The organism is Nonomuraea sp. B208 (assembly GCF_057536035.1).
Genome location: NZ_BAAJOU010000014.1, coordinates 131,656 through 150,440 on the forward strand (window position 1 = coordinate 131,656; position 18,785 = coordinate 150,440).

Genomic DNA, 18,785 nt, shown 5'->3' on the forward strand with positions numbered 1-18,785 from the left:
AGCGGGGGTCAGGAGTCGCCGAGTTTCTCCGCGGCGGCCCAGATCGCCCGGGTGACCTCGTCGAGCGCGCGCAGGGTCTCGGTGTCGAGATGGTCCATGATGCGGCGCATCTGCCGGCTGCCGACGCTGTTGACCTCCTCGAGGAAGGCGGCGCCGGCGGCGGTGAGCTCGACCCGGCGTACGCGCCGGTCGTGGGGGTCCTCGTGCCGGCTGACCAGGCCCTGGGCGAGGAGGCGGTCGACGATGCCGGTCACGGTGCCGGGGCCGACGCCGAGGCCGGCGGCGATCTCCTGGCCGCTGGCCGAGCCGCCGCGCACGGACAGGAGCATGACGACCTTGAGCTGGCGCATCGTGAGGTTGGAGGTGAACAGGGGGGATTGATGCTGGGCGAAGACGCGCCCCAGGTTGCGTTGCGTCTCGGCGATCCTGCGGATCAGGTCTTCGCGTTCGTCGTTCACTTTCACCTCTCGCTTCCTGAGAAGGTTATCAGGAAGGTTTGATGTGTCTAAATATTCGCGTGATGCGAAGTGTTAGTCTAAGCCGAACTCTTGGAGGGGGCTTATGACCGCTTTCGCCAGGTTGAGCCTGGTCAACCGCACTCTTGTGATCCTGATCGCGGTCGTGCTCAGCGCGTTCGGCGCGTTCACGATCCCGCAGCTGAAGCAGCAGTTGCTGCCGTCGTTGTCGTTCCCCGGCGCGTTCGTGATCGCCCCGTACCCGGGCGCGTCGCCGGACATCGTGGAGGAGCAGGTCACCAAGCCGATCGAGGACTCCTTCCAGGGGCTCGACGGCATGGAGGAGCTGACGTCCACCTCGCGGGAGGGCGTGGCGCAGATCCAGGTGGCTTTCGAGTACGGCACCGACGTCGAGGCGTCGCTGAACAAGATGCAGCAGGCGCTGAACCGGGTGACGCTGCCGGACGGCGTCGAGCCGCAGGTCGCGGCCGGCAGCACGGACGACATCCCGGTGCTGGTGCTGGCGGTCGGCGACGGCGGCGACCAGCAGGCGATGGCCGACAAGCTCAGCCGGATCGTGGTGCCGGCGTTGCAGGGCGTGGAGGGCGTGCGCGAGGCGACCGTCACCGGCGTCCGCGACGAGGTGGTGACCATCGAGCCGGACGCCGGGAAGATGGCGCTGGCCGGGGTGTCGCCCGCGCAGATCCCCGAGGCGCTGCGGGCCAACGGCACGCCGATCCCGGCGGGCACCCTCATCGAGGACGGCAGGGCGCTCACGGTCCAGGTCGGCACCCGGGTCGACTCCCTGGAGAAGCTGAAGAACCTGTACCTGACGCCGGCCCAGCCCCAGCAGGGCCAGCAGCAGGGCCAGCAGCAGCAGGCCCGCACCCCCACGTCCCAGGCCCAAGCCCAGGCGCAGGCCCGGTCGCCGCGGCCGGTCAAGCTCGGCGACGTGGCCACCATCAAGCAGGGCCTCGCGGCGGCGACCACGATCACCCGCACCGACGGCCGCTCCAGCCTCGGCGTGTCGGTGACGATGACGCCCGACGGCAACGCGGTGTCGATCTCCCACGAGATCCGCGACCTGCTGCCCGACCTGACCAAGGCGCTGGGCGACGGCTCGGACACGGCGGTGTCGGTGGTGTTCGACCAGGCCCCCTACGTGGAGCAGTCCATCGAGAGCCTGACCACCGAGGGCCTGCTGGGCCTGGTGTTCGCGGTGCTGGTCATCCTCGTGTTCCTGCTGTCGGTGCGCTCGACGCTGGTGACGGCGGTGTCGATCCCGCTGTCGGTGGTGATCGCGCTGATCGTGCTGTGGGCGGGCGGCTACTCGCTCAACATGCTGACGCTCGGCGCGCTGACGATCGCGGTGGGCCGGGTCGTGGACGACTCGATCGTGGTCCTGGAGAACATCAAGCGGCATCTCGGCTACGGCGAAGCCAAGCTGCAGGCGATCCTGACGGCCGTGCGCGAGGTGTCGGGCGCGGTGACCGCCTCGACGCTGACCACGGTCGCGGTGTTCGTGCCGATCGCGGTCGTCGGCGGCATGGTGGGCGAGCTGTTCAGCCCGTTCGCGATCACCGTGACGGTGGCGCTGCTGGCGTCGCTGGTGGTGTCGCTGACGGTGGTGCCGGTGCTGGCGTACTGGTTCCTGAAGGCGCCGCAGCTCACGCCCGAGCAGGCGCGCAAGCTGCGTGAGGAGGCCGAGGCCAAGGAGCTGCGCTCGCCGCTGCAGCGCGCCTACCTGCCGGTGCTGCGGTTCGCGACCCGGTTCAAGCTGACGACGGTGCTCATCGGCGTGGCGGTGTTCGTCGCGACGATGGGCGTCGCGGGCGCCCTGCAGACGAACTTCCTGGACTCCTCCGGGCAGAACACGATCTCGCTGTCGCAGCGGATGCCGGTCGGCACCGACCTGGAGACCACCGACAAGGCGGCCAAGAAGGTCGAGCAGGTGCTCGCCGACGACAAGCAGGTCGAGTCGTACCAGGCGAACGTGGGTGGCGGCAACGCGATGGCGGCCGCGTTCGGCGGGGGCGGCGGCTCGGACCGGGCGTCGTACTCGGTGACGCTCGTCGACGGGGCCGACACCCCGGCGGTGGAGCAGCGGCTGCGCGAGAAGATCGGCAAGCTGACCGACGTCGGCGAGGTGACGGTCGGCGCGGCCGGCGGCGGCGGCGGTTTCAACGCCGACGGCATCAGCGTCATCGTCCGCGGCCCCGACCTCGACACGCTGCAGGCCGCGTCCGAGCAGGTCGCCAAGGCGATGGGCGAGGTCAAGGGGCTGCGGGACGTCTCGTCGAACATGGAGGCGTCCGCGCCGCGCATCGAGGTCGTCGTCGACCGGCAGAAGGCGGCGGCGCGCGGGCTGTCGGAGGCGCAGATCGGGCAGAGCGTGGCGCAGGCGTTCCGCGGCGCGCCGCTCGGCCAGGTGACGCTCGACGGCCGCAACAGCGACCTGGTGCTGCGCGGCGCCGAGGCGCCGCAGGACGTCAAGGAGGTACGGGACCTGCCGCTGATGACGGCCTCGGGCCTGGTGCGGCTGTCGTCGGTGGCGCAGGTCAAGGAGGTCGCCGGCCCCACGCAGGTGACCCGCATCGACGGTGAGCGTTCGGCGACGGTGACGGCCAAGGCCGTGGACGCGGGCGACCTGGGCGCGGTGACGCAGGAGCTGCGCGACAAGCTGGACGGGCTGCAGCTGCCGGCGTCGGCCTCCTACACGCTGGGCGGCGCGTCGGCGGACCAGGAGGACGCCTTCGCCGACCTCGGCATGGCGATGCTGGCGGCCATCGCGATCGTGTTCCTCATCATGGTGGCGACGTTCCGCAGCTTCGTGCAGCCGCTGATCCTGCTGGTGTCGGTCCCGTTCGCGGCGACCGGCGCCATCGGGCTGCTGGTCGCGACCGGCACCCCCATGGGCGTGCCCGCGCTGATCGGCATGCTGATGCTCATCGGCATCGTCGTGACGAACGCGATCGTGCTCATCGACCTCATCAACCAGTACCGCGAGCAGGGCATGGGCGTGGTCGAGGCGGTCATCGAGGGCGGCCGGCGGCGGCTGCGGCCGATCCTGATGACGGCCGTGGCGACCATCTGCGCGCTGACGCCGATGGCGCTGGGCGTGACGGGGTCGGGCGGGTTCATCTCGCAGCCGCTGGCGATCGTGGTCATCGGCGGGCTGATCTCCTCGACGCTGCTCACGCTGGTGCTGGTGCCGACCCTCTACACGATGGTCGAGCGGGCCAAGGAGCGGCTGCGGCGCGGCCCGGCGGCGCCGGTGAAGGAGGAGAAGGTGCTGGAGCCGACGCCGTCCTGACGGCGCGCGGCGCGTACGGGGCCCGGTCGCCGGCGACGGCGGCCGGGCCTTTCCGCGCCCCCGGGCGTGCGACGTGGCCGGGGACGATGCCTACACTTGTCGAACGTGACTTCCAAGCCGCGCATCCCGAACGTCCTGGCCGCCCGCTACGCCTCGCCGGAGCTGACCCGCCTGTGGTCGCCCGAGTACAAGATCGTCGCCGAGCGGCGGCTGTGGCTGGCGGTGCTGCGGGCGCAGGCGGAGCTGGGCGTCGCGGTCCCCGACGGCGCGGTCGCCGACTACGAGAAGGTCGTCGAGCAGGTCGACCTGGAGTCCATCGCGGCGCGTGAGCGGGTGACGCGCCACGACGTCAAGGCGCGCATCGAGGAGTTCAACGCGCTGGCCGGGCACGAGCAGGTGCACAAGGGCATGACCTCGCGCGACCTGACCGAGAACGTCGAGCAGCTGCAGATCCGCGACAGCCTGCTGCTGGCCCGCGACCGCATGGTGGCGCTGCTGGCGCGGCTGGCGACGCTGGCGAAGGAGCACGAGGCCACGGTGATGGCCGGCCGCTCGCACAACGTGGCCGCGCAGGCCACCACGCTCGGCAAGCGGTTCGCGACGGCGGCCGACGAGCTGCTGGTCGCCTACCGGCGGCTGGAGGAGCTCATCACCCGCTACCCGCTGCGCGGCATCAAGGGCCCCGTCGGCACCGCCCAGGACATGCTGGACCTGCTCGGCGGCGACCGGGCCAAGCTCGCCGCCCTGGAGGGCCGGGTGGCCGAGCACCTGGGGTTCGCCGGCGCCTTCACCAGCGTCGGGCAGGTCTACCCGCGCTCGCTGGACTTCGAGGTGCTGACCGCGCTGGTGCAGGCCGCGGCGGCGCCGTCGTCGCTGGCCAGGACGATCCGGCTGATGGCCGGCCACGAGCTCGTCACCGAGGGGTTCGCCGAAGGCCAGGTCGGCTCCTCGGCCATGCCGCACAAGATGAACACCCGCTCCTGCGAACGGGTCAACGGCCTGGCGGTCGTGCTGCGCGGCTACGCCTCCATGACCGCCGAGCTGGCGGGCGACCAGTGGAACGAGGGCGACGTGTCGTGCTCGGTGGTGCGGCGGGTGGCGCTGCCGGACGCGTTCTTCGCCTTCGACGGGCTGATGGAGACGATGCTGACGGTGCTGGACGAGTTCGGCGCGTTCCCCGCCGTGATCGCCGCCGAGCTGGACCGCTACCTGCCGTTCCTGGCCACCACGAAGATGCTGATGGCGGCCGTGCGGGCCGGGATGGGCCGCGAGCAGGCCCACGAGCTGATCAAGGAGCACGCGGTCGCGGCGGCGCTGGCGATGCGCTCGCGCGGCGCGGCCAACGAGCTGCTGGACCTGCTGGCCGGCGACGAGCGTTTCCCGCTGGACCGGGAGCGGCTGGACGGGCTGCTGGCCGACCGGGTGTCGTTCACCGGCGCGGCGGCCGACCAGGTGGAGGCCGTCGCCCAGCGGGTGGCCGAGATCGTGGCCGCGCATCCGGAGGCGGCCGCCTACCGGCCGGGCGCCATCCTGTGACCTGCCCGCAATGGTGACGCGGGAGCTGCGCACCCCCGCTGACGTACGGTCGGCGTGCGGGGACGACGACCTGGTCATGTGGGCGGCCCAGGGCCTGCGGCCCGGCGCGCGGGCATGGGCGGCGGGCGGCGCGGTCGTCGCCGGCTGCCCCGGCATCTCACGCTGGGACCGGCTGGTGGTGCAGGGCCCGCCGCGCGACGCCGCGCCGCTGGTGCGGCACGCCCTGGCCGAGCTGGGGCCGTCGTACCGGCCGCTCGGCGAGGCCGAGCTGATCCGGCAGGTCGCCGGCGCGGTGGACGGGCTGCGGGCGGGGCCGTGCTTCTCCTGGATGAGCCTCACCGAGCTTCACGACGACACCGGCGACACCGGCGACATCGGGGAGGACGGCGAGGACGGGGTGGGGTGGCTGGACGGCGCCGAGGCGGAGATCACCGCGCTGCTCGCGGCCGACGCCCCCGACGCCTACGCCGTGCCCGGCGGCGCCGGGGTGCGCCGGTGGGCGGGGCTGCGCGACGGCGACCTGATCGCCGCGGTCGCCGCCGACGCCTGGTCGGCCCCGGACGTCGGGCTGCTGGCCGGCGTCGCGACCCGCGCCCCCTACCGCGGGCGCGGCCTGGCCGAACGGGTGTGCCGGTGGGTGTCGGGACGGCTCATCGACACCTACGGGCGGGCCGCGCTGATGGTGGACGACGACAACCCGGCGGCGATCCGCGTCTACGAGCGCATCGGCTACCGGCGCCGCCAGGTGATGACCTCCTCCGTCACCGCCTGACCCGCCGCCCCGGCGGGCGGGCCGGCGGGCGGGGCGAAAATCGGGTGAGGTTCGGGCGGTGCTGGTGCAGAGTTGACGGCGTGATGTCCGATTTCATGCCGGGTATTGAGTTGTCGCGGGCTTTCTACCATGAGGTGGTGGCGCCGCTGGTGCCGCGGACCGCGCACAGCGCCGCGCTGGTGGGGCCGGGGTCTGAGGTGCTGGCGTTCGACACCGCCCGCTCGGCCGACCACGACTGGGGGCCGCGGGTGCTGCTGTTCGTGCCGGGCGAGCAGGTGGCCGAGGTGGAGGCGCGGGTGCTGGCGGGGCTGCCGGAACGTTTCCACGGACTGCCGACCGTGTTCCCCTATCACGGCCGGACCCGGCCCGGCGTACGGGTGTGCGAGCCGGGCGCGTGGCTGCGCGAACACCTGGGGTTCGACCCGCGGGCGGGCATGTCGCTGCTCGACTGGCTGTCGGTGCCGTGGCAGCGGCTGGCGGAGGTGACCCGCGGCGAGGTCTTCCACGACGGCCTCGGAGCGCTGGAGGCGGCGCGGGCCGCGCTGCGCTGGTATCCCGAGGACGTGTGGCGGTACGTGCTGGCCTGCCAGTGGCGGCGCATCGCCCAGGAGGAGCCGTTCCCCGGCCGCTGCGGGGAGGTCGGCGACGAACTCGGGTCGGCGGTCGTGGGGGCGCGGCTGGCCCGGGAGGTGATGCGGCTGGCGCTGCTGCTGCGCCGCCGCTACCCGCCCTACGCCAAATGGCTCGGCAGCGCCCTGGCCCGCCTGCCCGGATCGGCGGAACTGGGGGAGTGCCTGGGAGCGGCGGTGTCCGCGCGGTCGTGGCGGGAACGGGAGGAACTGCTGTCGGGCGCCTACACCCGCCTGGCGGCCCTGCAGAACCGGCTGGCGCTGGCCGAACGGCTGGACGAGGGCGTGCGCGGCTTCCACGACCGGCCATTCCGGGTCATCGGCGGCGACCGGTTCGCCGAGGCGCTGATGGCGTCGGTGTCGGACCCGGCGATCCGGGCGCTGCCGGCGGCCGGATGCGTCGACCAGCTGTCGGACTCCACGCAGGTGCTGACGGAGTCGGGGCGGGCGCGGGCGCTGACGGCGGCGGCGCTGGGCCTGACCGCCTGAGGCTTCTCAGTCTTCTTCGGCGAGCTCCGCGGCGAGTTCCGCCGCGCGGGAACGCCAGGCGGGCAGCGCGGCCGGGTCTCCGGCGCAGGTGAGGACGAGACGGGCGCCGTGGCCGGTGCCCTCGCCCAGCTCCCAGCGGACGCCGCCGCCCGGCGTCCCGTACTCCAGGAGCTTGCCGGGCTCGGCGCGGGTCACGGGGCCGGCCGGGACGGCGGGCACGGTGAACGGGGCCGGCGGCGGCCCGCCGACGGCGGCGCGGTCGCCGCCCAGACGCCGCCAGACGTGATCGGCCGGGCGGACGAGCTGGCGTTCCACGCGTACGGTGCCGCCGTCGCAGGTCGCGCCGTCGAGGCCGAGGATGTGGACGTAGTCCTCGTGCAGCCGCCCCATTTCGGGCGGGCCGGCGGCGGGGGAGCGGCCGTCCAGGTGGGCGAGCATGGCCATGAGGCAGGTGTGCCAGCCGGCGGCGAAGCTGGCGGCGCCGTACCGGTCGGAGAAGGTGTGGGTGAGCGTGAGCAGGGTGCCGCCGTCCTCGTCGGGCTCCAGCTCCCAGCGCAGATGGTCCTCGCCCCAGGTGTGGGCGAACAGGCGGGGCGGCTCGCGGTGGGTGACGCGGCCGTCGGGTCCGAAGCCGTAGCCGATCCGCTCGCCGTCGATGGTGACCTCCGCGGGGAACCAGGCGGCCAGGTGGTCCGGCTCGGTGAGGGCGCGCCAGACCTTCTGCGGCGGGTGGGGCAGGCGGCGGCGCATGCGCAGACAGGTGCGGCCGTCGGGGTGGAGGGTGAGGTCCTCGTTCATCGCACGTCCTCCCCGGGCTCGTCCGGCATGGCGTCCAGATGGGCCTCCAGCCGGTCGAGGCTGCGGGTCCAGAGCCGGCGGTAGGGGGTGAGCCAGGCGTCGATCTCGGCCAGGGGAGCGGGGGTGAGCTCGTAGAAGCGGCGCTGGGCGTCCTTGCGGACGGTGACCAGGCCGGCGCGGCGCAGGGCGCGCAGGTGCTTGCTGGTGCCGGGCTGGGTGAGGCCGAGGCTGTCGGTGAGCTCGGTGACGTTGCGGGGGCGTTCGAGGAGCAGGTCGAGGATGCGCCGGCGGGCGGGCTCGGCGAGGACGTCGAAGGGCATGCCAGCCAATATACCCGCGCGGTTATATGCCCGCAAGGGCATGTATCAGGGGTGGCGGGCCGCGTTGGCGTGGATGGCCTCCCGCACGTAACCGGCCAGGCCCGGCAGGACCGCGTCGAAGAACGCGGTGAAGCGGACATCGGTGACGTACAGGTCGCCGAGGCGGCGGTGCAGGTCGTGGCCGCAGTCGTAGAACCAGCGATGCACATGGCCGCGGTGACGTTCGGCCAGGTCCATCGCGTGCTCGCCGCCGGCCGGCAGCCCCGCCTTGCACGCCTCGGCGAGCGCGCCGGTGATCGCCGACGCCTCGGCCTTCAGCTCCAGCCAGTCGGCCCTGCTGTAGGAGGCCACCCGGCGGCGGCTCTCGGCGTAGCGGGGGTCCGCGCCCCAGCGGGCGGCGGCCTCCGCCTCGTGCTCCTCGGGCCGGAAGTCGCCGAACACCTCGAAGCGCTCGGCGGGGGTCAGGGTGATGCCGCTGGTGTGGGCGTGGATGGCGCGTTCGACGGCGGCGATCACGTCGCCGAGATGGCGGGCGCGGGCGGTGAGCAGCTCGTGCTGGCGGCGCAGATGGGTCAGCTCGTCGGCCTGGGGCTCGTCGAGGATGACGGCGATCTCCTCCAGGGGGAAGCCGAGCTCCCGGTAGAGGAGGATCTGCTGCAGGCGGGCGAGATCGGCGTCGGTGTAGCGGCGGTAGCCGGCGCGGGTGCGCTCGGTGGGGGCCAGCAGGCCGATCTCGTCGTAGTGGTGCAGGGTGCGTACGGTGACGCCGGCGAGGCGGGCGACCTGACCGACCGACAGACTCATGCCTCCCACCATGGACCCTCACGACGGGTGAGGGTCAACTCCTTTGCCGGACGCGGGCCCGGCCGTACGTAGGTACTCATATAGGGATTTCTCACCTCTTGGTGGGGCGGGGTGTGAGGGCATGGTGAAGGAGAACCCCGGAGACGGGACGCACCAAGGATGGGGGATCCGACATGTGCCAGCACCAGCCTCCGAACCCGCCGCCCGGCACCACCCGCCGGCCCGAGCGGGGAGGGGACCTGCCACGCAACGGAGCGGCCCGCTCCGGCGCCGCCCGCACCCCGGCGGCCCGACCCGGCGGGCGATCGGCATGAGTCCCGCCTGCACGGCCATGCCGGCCGCCCTGCCCGCCCTCCTGCCGCAACTCATGCCCGCGTACATGCCCGCCTGCCTGCCCACGTCCATGGTCGCGGCGTCGTGGACGCTGCCCGCCACGCCCTCCTCGGTGCCGCGCGCCCGCCGCGCGGCACGCGGCCTGCTCGCCGAGTGGGACCCGCCCCGCGAGACAGGAGAGGCCGCCGAACTCCTGGTCAGCGAACTCGTCACGAACGCGGTCCGGCACGCGCACGGCCCCGTCGTGCTCAGCATGTGGGCACGCGACGGCCGGCTGCGCTGCGAGGTCGCCGACACCGACCCCCGCCCGCCCCGCCCCCGCCGGGCCGGCGAGCAGGACGAAGGCTCCCGCGGCCTGGAGCTGGTGCAGGCGCTGGCCGACGCGTGGGGGAGCACCCCCTCACGGCGCGGCAAGGTCGTCTGGTTCGAGCTGGCCGCGCCGGGGTGCGCGTGAGGTTCCCCTGCTCACGCGCGCCCCGGCGCCGCGCCCTCACCCGCTCACGCCAGGCCCGCCCCATCGGCAGGCAAAAACTTGCTCTGGGTTTCGGCAGGAACTGCCCCGGATAAGGGGCCGGACATAACCTGGGGACGACGGCGGGCGGCGGCGCACGAGGCGAACGCCGGCTCCGCCACTGTGAGGCGCCATGACAACGGTGACGACCAGCAGCATCCGCCCCGAGGGGCGAACACGGGAGACGAGAACACGGGAAACGACGCGTCCCGGCGCTCGCCGGGACCGGCATCGCCCCCCGGGACGGCCCGGGCGAGGAACCCGCGCCGACGCGCGAGGACCACGCGGCCCGCGTACGCTCCCGCAGGCCCAGGACCTGCGGACAAGAGCGCCCGCGCGCCCGGCGCCGCGCTTATTACCACGAGCGGCCCGCCTGACCTGCGCGCGGCCCCGCCCGGACACGGACCGCACGGTCACCGCGGCGGTCACCACGGCAGTCACCACGGCGGTGACACGCCGGCCGGCGCGACACCCGTCGCAGCCGTCCCGCCACGCCGGACAGCGCCGCCCGCGACCCTGCGAGCACGGCCACCGGCTTGCCGCGTCACTCGATCACCGGTTATTACCCAGGTGAGCGAACGATAACAATACCGGTAACGGTATAGAGTGAGCCTCATGGTGCGACCACCGCTGACTCCCGAAGAACGGCTCCGCGGCGAGCACCTCGGCACGATGCTCCGCCAGGCCCGCGGCGAGCGCAGCATCGTCGAGGTCGCCGCCGCCGCCGGCATGTCCGCCGAAACCCTCCGCAAGATCGAGACCGGCCGGATCGCCACACCCGCGTTCTTCACCATCGCCGCGCTGGCCGACGTCCTCGGCATCTCGCTCGACCACCTCGCCACCCGCACCACGCCCGCCCCCACCTGACCCGGCGCCCGCCCAGCTCAACCCCCTTGTTACCGTCGGTCACATGGACACGGGGGAGCGCCGCCCGCCGCCCAGGCCCAGCCTGCCGCGGCGCCTGCTCATCCTGGCCGCCCTGGCCACGGTGATCCTCGCCGCGGCCGCGCTCGGCGCCGCCTCCTTCCTGCTCACCACCACCACCCGCTGAGGGGTTGCACGTCTGATCCCCGCCAGCGCGCAACCGCCCCGAGCGGCGATGCTGGCGCCATGAGCACCACCACCGATCACCTCGACGCACCGGCGGCCGACGCCTGGACGGTGATGCAGAAGTTCTACGCCGCCGAAGCCGCGTACGTCGCCGCAGGCGGACCCGGCAAGGCGAGCTACGACCAGGTCGCCGCCCACCTCGACCCGGAAGTGACCCTGCACCAGGCACCCGGGCTCCCCTTCACCGGCACCTGGCGCGGCCACGACGGCATGGAACGGTTCCTGGCCCGCTTCAGCGAGACCTGGGAATCGATGGAGTTCCTGGAACAGGAGCACTGGGGCGACGAGCACACCGTCGTCGTACGCAACCGGGTGCGCTTCCGCGCCCGCGCCACCGGACGGGACGTCGACACCCTGATCGTGCAACTCATCACCGTCAGGGACGGCCGCATGCTCGAATGCCGCCCCTTCTACTGGGACCCCGCAGCCATCGCCGCGGCCTGCGAAGGTCAGTAACCGGCCGCCCGCGCCAGCGGCGAGCCCGCACCCGGCTCCAGCGGACGCGACAGGAACACCGGCACCTGCGCCATGAACCGCGGCTCGGCCCCCAGATGCTCCTGCGCCGCGTGCACCGTGAACGGATGCACCAGAAACACATCACCCGGAGAACCGGTCGCCGGCGCCACCGGCCGGTCCCGGCCCACCTCCTCGAACGCCGCCCCGATCTCCATCACGTCCTGCACCCGCTCGTCCAGCAGCGCCGCCATGTCCCTCTGCGAGCCCACCCGGATCCGCGTCGGCGCGTCCTGCGGCCCCACCCGCGACAGCAGCACCAGCAGCAGCAACGTGTGCGGCCGGCCGCTCACCCCGTACGTGCCGTCCGCGCGCGGCGTGTTCGCGTCGATGTGCCAGCCCCGATCCTCCGCCGGCGGCACCCGCGGGAACCGCACCGGGATATTGCCCACACTGCCGAGCGCCCGCCACCGCGTCCAGCGCCGACGCCAGCCGCGCGCTGCGCACGATCTGCCCGAACGGCCCCTCACCCGTCATGTCCGCCGTCCACACCACCGGCTGCGTCCACCCCGACGGATCGTCCGGCGACAAACCGATCCGCTGCCACAACAGCGCCCGCGCCGCGTCGGCCACCTCACCCGGCACGACCGACTCCACCTTGACGAACCCGTCGGCCACGAACGCCTCGACGTCCACTCCGGCGCCGCCGCCCATGCTGGTCTCGTTCATGCGCCGGAACGCTAACAGCGCCCACCCGGCCCGATCGACCCGATTTTCCCCGCAAGGGGGACAGGCGCGCTCAGACGAGCGAGAGCTGCGCCACCCGCGGCTCCCGCACCCGCGCCTCACCCGGCCCGAACGCCATCCCGTACACCTGGCACAACTGCGCGATCTGCCCCATGATGCGCCGCTCGTAGTCCGGCGACGGCAGCCCCGCCCGGTCGTACAGCTCCTCGTAACGCGCCACCAGATGCGGATGCGCCGCACCCAGCCACTCCAGATACCACGCCCGCGTCCCCGCCGGCAGCCGCAACACCACCGGCTCCACCGCCCGCGCCCCCGCACCCGCGATCCGCCGCACCGTCGCCCCCAGCTGATCGGCCGCGTCACTCAGCAACGGCAACACCGGCGCCATCAGCACCCGGCACTCCACCCCGGCCTCCGCCAGCGCCGACACCAGCTCCAGCCGCGCCTGCGCCGTCGGCGCCCCCGGCTCCACCGCCCGCCGGATCCGCTCGTCGACGAACGCGATCGACACCGCCACCCGCGCCCCCGCCTCCGCCAGCAACGCCGCGTCCCGCAACACCAGCGCCGCCTTCGTGTAGACGGTGAACGGCACCCCCGCCTCCGCCAGCGCCCCGATCACCCCCGGCATCAGCCGGTAGGTCGCCTCCGCCTCCTGGTAGCAGTCACCGCTGACGCCCACCGCCAGCTCCTCACCGCCCCAGCGCGCCAGATCCGCGCGCAACCGCGCCACCGCGTTCGGCTTCACCACGATCCGGGTGTCGAAATCACGCCCCGCGTCCAGCCCCAGCCGCCGATGACCCGACCGCGCCCCGCAACCCCGGCACGCGTGCGCACAACCCCGATAGGGGGAGACCGCCCACTGCTGCGCGATGCCCGCCACCGGCGGCACCCGCTCGATCACCGTCCGGGCCTGCGTCTCGTAGAAGCCGTCGCGCAGCACCGCGCGCCGCTCGATCAGCGGTCGCTCATCGGCGGCGTCCACCAACGGAAGCGCGTCCCAACCCACACCTTCCAGTGGAACACGTATTCGACTGCGTTTTCAAGCAGTTCCGCCACACCCGGGGGAGCGGAGCCCCACGATAAACTGGGACACCCGTACCAGTTCACCCCCAAAAGGAACACCATGGCCTGGCTCCTGCTCGCCCTCGCCATCGCCTCAGAAATCCTCGCCACCAGCGCACTCAAACTCAGCAACGGCCTCACCCACATCGGCTGGACCATCGCCGTCGCCGCCGGCTACATCACCTCCTTCACCCTCCTCGCCCAAGCACTCAAACTCCAACTCGACATGGGCACCGCCTACGCCGTCTGGTCCGGCGCCGGCACCGCCGCCATCGCCCTCATCGGCGCCGCCTTCATGGGGGAGACCCTCACCCCGTACAAGATCGGCGGCATCCTCCTCATCATCGCCGGCGTCATCGTCCTCAACCTCGCCGCCCGCACCCCCTGAAAACGCACCCCATGACAACCCCCAACCCCGCCACCCAGGCCCGCTCCCGCCGACGCCGCGCCACCCTGCTCAACACCGCCGTCGACCTCCTCGCCGAAGGCGGCTTCGCCGCCGTCACCCACCGCGCCGTCGCCCAACGCGCCCACCTCCCACTCGCCGCCACCACCTACTACTTCACCTCCCGCGACCAACTCCTCGCCGAAGCCTTCGCCCAGCTCGTCGAGACCGAACTCACCACCACCGCCACCCTGATCACCCACCACGGCCTCACCGGCCTGCCCCACGCCCTCACCACCGACACCGACCGCACCCGCCAGCTCGGCCTATGGGAGCTGTACGTCCACGCCGGCCGCGACCCCGTCCTGCAACACATCGCCCGCCGCTGGACCGACGGCTGCACCCGCCTCATCGCCCAAGCCCTCCACCTGCCGGAAACCGACCCCCGAGCCCGCCTCCTCTACACCACCCTGTCCACCCTCTGGCTCGAACTCGTCGTCGAACAACGCCCCGCCGAACACGCCCGCACCCTGCTCACCCACGCACTCGAAACCCTTTTGCCACCCCGCTGACCAATCCCTACACTGCCCCCGTGCTCCAACCCACCTACCCCATCACCACCGCCCGCCTCACCCTGCGCCCCTTCACCACCGACGACCTCGACGCCGTCCACGCCTACGAATCCCGCCCCGACGTCGCCCGCTACCTCTACTGGGAACCCCGCGACCGCGACACCAGCCGCGAAGCCCTCGCCAAGAAAGCCACCCGCACCGCCATCCACGCCGAAGGCGACGCCCTCGACCTCGCCGTCACCCTCACCCACACCGGCGAACTCATCGGCTCCGCCCTGCTCGTCTGGACCAGCGACACCCACCGCCAAGGCGAGATCGGCTACATCCTCCACCCCGACCACCACGGCCACGGCTACGCCACAGAAGCCGCCCGCGCCATGCTCACCCTCGGCTTCACCGGCCTGCGCCTGCACCGCATCACCGGCCGCCTCGACGCCCGCAACACCGCCTCCGCCCGCGTCCTCGCCAAACTCGGCATGCGCCACGAAGCCACCCTCGTCGACAACGAGCACGTCAAAGGCGAATGGACCAGCGAGACCATCTACGCCATCCTCGAGACCGAGTGGACCCCATGACCATCCACCACCTCGCCCTGGCCACCGACTGGCACCACGCCACCGACACGGGGGAGTACCGCATCTCCACCCTCGGCCGCACCCTCGACAAAGAGGGCTTCATCCACTGCAGCCACGACCTCGACCAGCTCCGCCAGGTCCACGACCGCTACTACACCCACGTCACCGAGCCCCTGCTCGTCCTCGACATCGACCCCACCGGGCTCGACATCCGCACCGAGAACGGCTACCCCCACCTGTACGGCCCGCTACCCGTGACCGCCGTCACCCACGTCCGGCCCTACACCACCTGATCAGCGAGACGACAGCGGGGGAGAAGCACCCCACAACGGACCCCCGCACGTCCGCACCCTGGCCGAACGCCTCGACCCGTGACCACGGGCACACCAGTGACCCCGGCGCCGGCCCGCGCAACAACAAAAACCCGTCAGGCACCCGCCGACGGAACCCGTTAACGAACCACCCGCAACGACGCCCCATGCGGCCGCCCCGCAGCCACCATCGGCGGCATCGCCGGCGCCGCCTCAACCACCGGAACAGGCTCCTGCGCCGGCTCCACCGGCCTCGGACGCGCCATTTCCCGCGTCCGCTCCTGCGCCACCCGCTCGGCGCAACCGCCCCCGCAATAACCGTTCGTCACGATCAGCCGCCCCCGCAGCTTCGTGTACGCCTCCTTACCGGAAGCGGGCAGAACCCCCTGACACACCGGGCATAAGACGGACTCGATCCCCATGTGCTGCTCCTCTCGCGGCGCGAATAGCAGGAGCTCCACCCTAAATCGGCGATCCCGTGCAAGGACAGTGATTCGACACAAGGTCAACCTTCCCGTCAGAACCTCGCGGAGGGGGACCGGGCCTGCCGGGGCCGATTCCGGTCTACTTGACATAATGTTCATTATCGAGCAAACAGACATGTGCCGACTAAAGCACCCCGCACCGGGAAGACGCACCGCATGTACCCCCTGGAGATCACGACCCCGAGCCTCATCGCGCTCACGGCCGTCATCACCGCAGCCGCCATCTGGCTCGCCATCCTCGCCGTGCGCCTGACCCAGCGGCCGCGTAACCGGCTGAACCCGAGCATCGATCTTGTCGACCAGGCTCGCGAGCTCAAAGCCCTCGGCCAGATCCAGGAAGCCGTCTTCCTGGTACGCGGCGAGACCGGCATGAGCCAGCGAGCCGCCGCCCGATTCGTCAACCGGCTGTGAATGTGGTTTGCCGGGGCCGCTCCCCGGCGACACTGCATAATGCCGGAAATAGTGCGATACCGGACAGAATGTGGGTTCTGTCCGGTTAGTGACGAACGCATCCTTGCCCAGGCCCGCACTCGGCGAGACCGTTGTTGTGCCTCCCCTGCAAGGATTGGACGCCCAGCGCGATGTCCGGCTCGCGACAGCTCCTGGTGCTCGCCAACGACCTGCGCTGCAGCGGACCTCGACTGACTTGAAGACTCGACGGACTTGACGAGGAGCACGCACTCATCCGGCGCCTCTCCCCCGCGAACCGAACCCGAGGCTTCTGCGCATGACGGAAGCACCAGCTGGATGAGCAGGACTGGCAGGCGCGACGCGCCCTCGTTGGCCGGCCGGCGGTCTTTGTCGTGCAGCAGGGTCTGGGAGGCTCAAGACGGTCGCGCCGCTGGCCACGGGCCAGCGCGGTCCGTCAAGCCCAAGTAGGCTCTCCAGCGGATCGGCGCGCGACGCGGGGAGGCATGATGACGACCGGAGACCAGCGTTTGACCGGAGAGGGGACGGTGACGCGCCCGTCGGCGGGTCGGGTGCACGCCGACGCGATCGACGCCTTCATCGCCGCGGCCAACACCGGCGACCCGGATCGCCGGGCTCGGCTGCTCAGCCTGGCGCTCGCCCCCGATGTGTCGTTTCACGGCCCTCTCGGCCGGGGGGTCGGACGCGGTGCCGTGGAGGACTTCCTCACCGAGGTGGTGCAGAGCTACCCGGCGGGCCGGTGCCGCATGGTGCGGACGACGGTGGTCGACGCGCCTCATGAGTGGGCCAGGTTCGGCTGGCGTTTCGAGTCCGCCGACGGCACCGCGGTGCTGAGGGGCACCGACATGGTTCATTTCACCGCCGCCGGCGACATCGACGAGATCGTGGTCTTCGCCGGACCTCTGCAGCAGGAGGGCTGAGAGTTGATGGCGGAGACAACGGGACGGGCTGCGGCGCGCGGTGCTTTCGGGCCCGGGCGGTGCGAATTCGAAGCAGTAGGGTGAGGGGCGTGAGCGATCCGACGGCCGGCCTGAACAGTGAGCAGCTTGGCGCCTACTTCGCCCTGATGGAGGTCAGCAGTCTTCTGCAGTACGCGGTGGAGGAGCACTTGCGGGCCGACGGTGATCTGAGCTGGGTGCAGTTTCAGATCCTGGCCCGGCTGGTGGACGCGCCGGGGGGCAGGCTGCGGATGACGGACCTGGCCGACGGTGTCGTGTACAGCCGCAGCGGTCTGACCTATCAGGCGGGTCTGTTGGACAAACGTGGCTTGATCACCCGCTCGCCGTCGCCGGAGGACGAGCGCAGCGTGATGGTGGCTGTCACGGACGCCGGCCGGGAGCTGGTCGCGCGGGTGCTTCCGGGGCATGTCGCTCAGGTGCGGGGGTTGTTGTTCGAGGCGATGAGCGATGAGGACCTCGCCGCGCTCGGTGGCGTGCTGGACCGCGTCCGTGCTCACATGCGCGCCACCCCGCCACGTTCTGCCAAACGCCGCGGCGGCCGCAGCCGGGCTGGATGACCCGTCTCCCCCGCTGTGGCCATCCCCCCTCTGTGGCGGTGGTCAGGCGGTGGGTGCGACGATGACGACCTTGCCGTGCAGTTCGCCTGCGGCGGCTTGGGCGTGGACCGTCGGCAGTTCGGCCAGCGGGACGTGGCGGGCGACGTCGACACGTAGTTCGCCGGAATCGATCAATGCCGCCAGTTGCTCCAGTTGGCCGGCGTCGCTGCGGACGAACAGGTCGATGCCCCGTACGCCGTGTTCGTCGTCGGAGGGCGCGGGCATCCAGACGGTGGTGTTGACCAGCACTCCCCCGGGCCGGATGAGGGTGAGCAGTGCTGCCAGCCGCTCCGGGTCGATCGGGGCGAGGTTGAGGACGACGTCGACCGGCTCTTTCACCGCCGTGTTCACCTCGGTGGTGGTGTGGTCGATGATCTGGTCGGCGCCGGAGGTTTTGACCTGCTGGCGGCTGCGCGGGCCGGCTGTGGCGATCACGTGCGCGCCGGCTCGCTTGGCCAGTTGTACGGCGTAGCCGCCGACTGCTCCGCCTGCGCCGTTGATCAGTATGCGCTGGCCGCTGGTGAGCTGGGCGTGGTCGAAGAGGGCCTGCCAGGCTGTGAGGCCTACCACTGGGAGTGCGGCGGCGTCGGGCAGCGGGATGCTTTTGGGTGCCGGTGCCAGGATGTCGGCGGGTGCGAGGATGTACTCTGCGGCGGCGCCGGTTCCCGTCATCGGCAGGAAGCCGATGACCTCGTCGCCGATCTCGACGCCTTGCACGTCCTCCCCCAGGGCGTCGACCGTGCCGGAGACGTCGAGGCCGGGGGTGTGCGGGAGTGTGACCGGGATCGGGCCTTGCATGAAGCCTGCGCGGATGTTGCCGTCCACCGCGTTGAATGATGTCGCGGCGACCCGGATCCGTACCTGTCCGGGGCCGGGGACAGGCTGGTCGACTTCTTCCTGGCGCAGGACTTCGGGGCTGCCGTACTGGTGGAAACGCACTGCCTTCATGGTGGAGCTCGCTTTCGGAGAGGGTTTGCTTCGAAGTCGAAGCATCTGTTCGTTACTCTAGACCCGCTTCGAATTCGAAGCAACATGAGGGCCTGTGGGATGGAACACAGTGCTGCTCCGCCGGTCGCGCCGAACGGGTGACGGTAGGACTGCTGCCCTGAGACACGCGCGACTGCGTCGGCGCAGGCCGGCC

The 18,785-nt window shown here is 71.9% G+C and carries 22 protein-coding genes; 15 read left to right on the forward strand and 7 right to left on the reverse strand.

The window, feature by feature from the left end; translation table 11 throughout:
* Positions 1-8 precede the first annotated feature (8 nt).
* Positions 9-464: a MarR family winged helix-turn-helix transcriptional regulator gene (locus tag AC27IY_RS11150; RefSeq protein WP_487177882.1), complete on the reverse strand. Its 456-nt coding sequence runs from the start codon at positions 462-464 to the stop codon at positions 9-11.
* A gap of 97 nt (positions 465-561) precedes the next feature.
* Here AC27IY_RS11150 and AC27IY_RS11155 point away from each other — a divergent pair, with 97 nt between their 5' ends.
* From AC27IY_RS11155 to AC27IY_RS11170, 4 genes are all read left to right on the forward strand, one after another.
* Positions 562-3,768 (forward strand): efflux RND transporter permease subunit, encoded by a 3,207-nt coding sequence (locus tag AC27IY_RS11155; RefSeq protein ID WP_487177883.1) that lies wholly within the window; start codon positions 562-564, stop codon positions 3,766-3,768.
* Positions 3,769-3,873: 105 nt separating this feature from the next.
* Positions 3,874-5,304, forward strand: coding sequence for an adenylosuccinate lyase (gene purB / locus AC27IY_RS11160; protein ID WP_344217116.1), 1,431 nt, complete (start codon positions 3,874-3,876; stop codon positions 5,302-5,304).
* Positions 5,305-5,314: 10 nt separating this feature from the next.
* A complete protein-coding gene (locus AC27IY_RS11165) occupies positions 5,315-6,076 on the forward strand; it encodes a GNAT family N-acetyltransferase (RefSeq protein WP_487177884.1) in 762 nt (253 codons plus the stop codon).
* Positions 6,077-6,213: 137 nt separating this feature from the next.
* Positions 6,214-7,194, forward strand: coding sequence for a DUF4037 domain-containing protein (locus AC27IY_RS11170; protein ID WP_487177885.1), 981 nt, complete (start codon positions 6,214-6,216; stop codon positions 7,192-7,194).
* Positions 7,195-7,200: 6 nt separating this feature from the next.
* On the opposite strand, the gene AC27IY_RS11175 is transcribed toward AC27IY_RS11170, so the two are convergent.
* The 3 genes from AC27IY_RS11175 to AC27IY_RS11185 are packed head-to-tail and all read right to left on the reverse strand — an operon-like array spanning position 7,201 to position 9,116.
* Entirely contained in the window at positions 7,201-7,992 is a 792-nt protein-coding gene (locus AC27IY_RS11175) for an SRPBCC family protein (RefSeq protein WP_487177886.1), read from the reverse strand.
* Entirely contained in the window at positions 7,989-8,312 is a 324-nt protein-coding gene (locus AC27IY_RS11180; protein WP_449956456.1) for an ArsR/SmtB family transcription factor, read from the reverse strand. The genes AC27IY_RS11175 and AC27IY_RS11180 overlap by 4 nt, the downstream gene beginning before the upstream one ends.
* Positions 8,313-8,357: 45 nt before the next feature.
* Entirely contained in the window at positions 8,358-9,116 is a 759-nt protein-coding gene (locus AC27IY_RS11185) for a MerR family transcriptional regulator (RefSeq protein WP_449956459.1), read from the reverse strand.
* Positions 9,117-9,426: 310 nt separating this feature from the next.
* Between AC27IY_RS11185 and AC27IY_RS11190 the strand changes: the two genes are divergently transcribed.
* The 4 genes from AC27IY_RS11190 (at position 9,427) to AC27IY_RS11205 (ending at position 11,526) form a co-directional block, all read left to right on the forward strand.
* Entirely contained in the window at positions 9,427-9,903 is a 477-nt protein-coding gene (locus AC27IY_RS11190; RefSeq protein ID WP_487177887.1) for an ATP-binding protein, read from the forward strand.
* A gap of 672 nt (positions 9,904-10,575) precedes the next feature.
* Complete coding sequence (locus AC27IY_RS11195; RefSeq protein ID WP_026215115.1) at positions 10,576-10,827, forward strand: helix-turn-helix domain-containing protein; 252 nt, start codon at positions 10,576-10,578, stop codon at positions 10,825-10,827.
* Between the two features lie 43 nt (positions 10,828-10,870).
* Positions 10,871-11,011: a hypothetical protein gene (locus AC27IY_RS11200; protein WP_329577750.1), complete on the forward strand. Its 141-nt coding sequence runs from the start codon at positions 10,871-10,873 to the stop codon at positions 11,009-11,011.
* A gap of 59 nt (positions 11,012-11,070) precedes the next feature.
* A complete protein-coding gene (locus tag AC27IY_RS11205; protein WP_487177888.1) occupies positions 11,071-11,526 on the forward strand; it encodes a nuclear transport factor 2 family protein in 456 nt (151 codons plus the stop codon).
* Here AC27IY_RS11205 and AC27IY_RS11210 read toward each other — a convergent pair.
* Both AC27IY_RS11210 and AC27IY_RS11215 read right to left on the reverse strand, forming a co-directional pair.
* Positions 11,520-11,960, reverse strand: a complete 441-nt coding sequence (locus AC27IY_RS11210) for a phytanoyl-CoA dioxygenase family protein (protein ID WP_487177889.1) — start codon at positions 11,958-11,960, stop codon at positions 11,520-11,522. The genes AC27IY_RS11205 and AC27IY_RS11210 overlap by 7 nt on opposite strands.
* 362 nt (positions 11,961-12,322) lie before the next feature.
* Positions 12,323-13,252, reverse strand: a complete 930-nt coding sequence (locus AC27IY_RS11215) for a radical SAM protein (RefSeq protein WP_487177890.1) — start codon at positions 13,250-13,252, stop codon at positions 12,323-12,325.
* Positions 13,253-13,393: 141 nt separating this feature from the next.
* On the opposite strand from AC27IY_RS11215, the gene AC27IY_RS11220 reads away from it, so the two are divergent.
* From AC27IY_RS11220 to AC27IY_RS11250, 7 genes are all read left to right on the forward strand, one after another.
* Positions 13,394-13,720 (forward strand): DMT family transporter, encoded by a 327-nt coding sequence (locus tag AC27IY_RS11220; protein ID WP_344217140.1) that lies wholly within the window; start codon positions 13,394-13,396, stop codon positions 13,718-13,720.
* Between the two features lie 11 nt (positions 13,721-13,731).
* Positions 13,732-14,289, forward strand: coding sequence for a TetR/AcrR family transcriptional regulator (locus AC27IY_RS11225; RefSeq protein ID WP_423471282.1), 558 nt, complete (start codon positions 13,732-13,734; stop codon positions 14,287-14,289).
* 20 nt (positions 14,290-14,309) lie between these two features.
* Positions 14,310-14,864: a GNAT family N-acetyltransferase gene (locus tag AC27IY_RS11230; protein ID WP_449956476.1), complete on the forward strand. Its 555-nt coding sequence runs from the start codon at positions 14,310-14,312 to the stop codon at positions 14,862-14,864.
* The gene (locus AC27IY_RS11235; protein WP_449956478.1) at positions 14,861-15,157 is read left to right on the forward strand and encodes a DUF952 domain-containing protein; all 297 of its coding nucleotides are present in this window, start codon (positions 14,861-14,863) and stop codon (positions 15,155-15,157) included. The genes AC27IY_RS11230 and AC27IY_RS11235 overlap by 4 nt, the downstream gene beginning before the upstream one ends.
* A 659-nt stretch (positions 15,158-15,816) precedes the next feature.
* Entirely contained in the window at positions 15,817-16,071 is a 255-nt protein-coding gene (locus tag AC27IY_RS11240) for a hypothetical protein (protein ID WP_329577730.1), read from the forward strand.
* A 503-nt stretch (positions 16,072-16,574) separates the two neighbouring features.
* Positions 16,575-17,009 carry a nuclear transport factor 2 family protein gene (locus AC27IY_RS11245; RefSeq protein ID WP_487177891.1) on the forward strand — a complete coding sequence of 145 codons (435 nt, stop codon included), beginning with the start codon at positions 16,575-16,577 and terminating at the stop codon, positions 17,007-17,009.
* An 89-nt stretch (positions 17,010-17,098) separates the two neighbouring features.
* Complete coding sequence (locus tag AC27IY_RS11250; protein ID WP_487177892.1) at positions 17,099-17,605, forward strand: MarR family winged helix-turn-helix transcriptional regulator; 507 nt, start codon at positions 17,099-17,101, stop codon at positions 17,603-17,605.
* 42 nt (positions 17,606-17,647) lie between these two features.
* Here AC27IY_RS11250 and AC27IY_RS11255 read toward each other — a convergent pair whose 3' ends face one another.
* Positions 17,648-18,592 (reverse strand): NADP-dependent oxidoreductase, encoded by a 945-nt coding sequence (locus AC27IY_RS11255; RefSeq protein WP_487177893.1) that lies wholly within the window; start codon positions 18,590-18,592, stop codon positions 17,648-17,650.
* Positions 18,593-18,785 lie beyond the last annotated feature (193 nt).

Bases quoted from the DNA above. Each gene is read 5' to 3' on its own strand.
- AC27IY_RS11155 (WP_487177883.1), top strand. From the start codon at position 562: ATGACCGCTTTCGCCAGGTTGAGCCTGGTCAACCGCACTCTTGTGATC.
- AC27IY_RS11165 (WP_487177884.1), top strand. From the start codon at position 5,315: ATGGTGACGCGGGAGCTGCGCACCCCCGCTGACGTACGGTCGGCGTGC.
- AC27IY_RS11175 (WP_487177886.1), bottom strand. From the start codon at position 7,992: ATGAACGAGGACCTCACCCTCCACCCCGACGGCCGCACCTGTCTGCGC.
- AC27IY_RS11180 (WP_449956456.1), bottom strand. From the start codon at position 8,312: ATGCCCTTCGACGTCCTCGCCGAGCCCGCCCGCCGGCGCATCCTCGAC.
- AC27IY_RS11185 (WP_449956459.1), bottom strand. From the start codon at position 9,116: ATGAGTCTGTCGGTCGGTCAGGTCGCCCGCCTCGCCGGCGTCACCGTA.
- AC27IY_RS11190 (WP_487177887.1), top strand. From the start codon at position 9,427: ATGAGTCCCGCCTGCACGGCCATGCCGGCCGCCCTGCCCGCCCTCCTG.
- AC27IY_RS11195 (WP_026215115.1), top strand. From the start codon at position 10,576: ATGGTGCGACCACCGCTGACTCCCGAAGAACGGCTCCGCGGCGAGCAC.
- AC27IY_RS11200 (WP_329577750.1), top strand. From the start codon at position 10,871: ATGGACACGGGGGAGCGCCGCCCGCCGCCCAGGCCCAGCCTGCCGCGG.
- AC27IY_RS11205 (WP_487177888.1), top strand. From the start codon at position 11,071: ATGAGCACCACCACCGATCACCTCGACGCACCGGCGGCCGACGCCTGG.
- AC27IY_RS11220 (WP_344217140.1), top strand. From the start codon at position 13,394: ATGGCCTGGCTCCTGCTCGCCCTCGCCATCGCCTCAGAAATCCTCGCC.
- AC27IY_RS11225 (WP_423471282.1), top strand. From the start codon at position 13,732: ATGACAACCCCCAACCCCGCCACCCAGGCCCGCTCCCGCCGACGCCGC.
- AC27IY_RS11235 (WP_449956478.1), top strand. From the start codon at position 14,861: ATGACCATCCACCACCTCGCCCTGGCCACCGACTGGCACCACGCCACC.
- AC27IY_RS11240 (WP_329577730.1), top strand. From the start codon at position 15,817: ATGTACCCCCTGGAGATCACGACCCCGAGCCTCATCGCGCTCACGGCC.
- AC27IY_RS11245 (WP_487177891.1), top strand. From the start codon at position 16,575: ATGATGACGACCGGAGACCAGCGTTTGACCGGAGAGGGGACGGTGACG.
- AC27IY_RS11255 (WP_487177893.1), bottom strand. From the start codon at position 18,592: ATGAAGGCAGTGCGTTTCCACCAGTACGGCAGCCCCGAAGTCCTGCGC.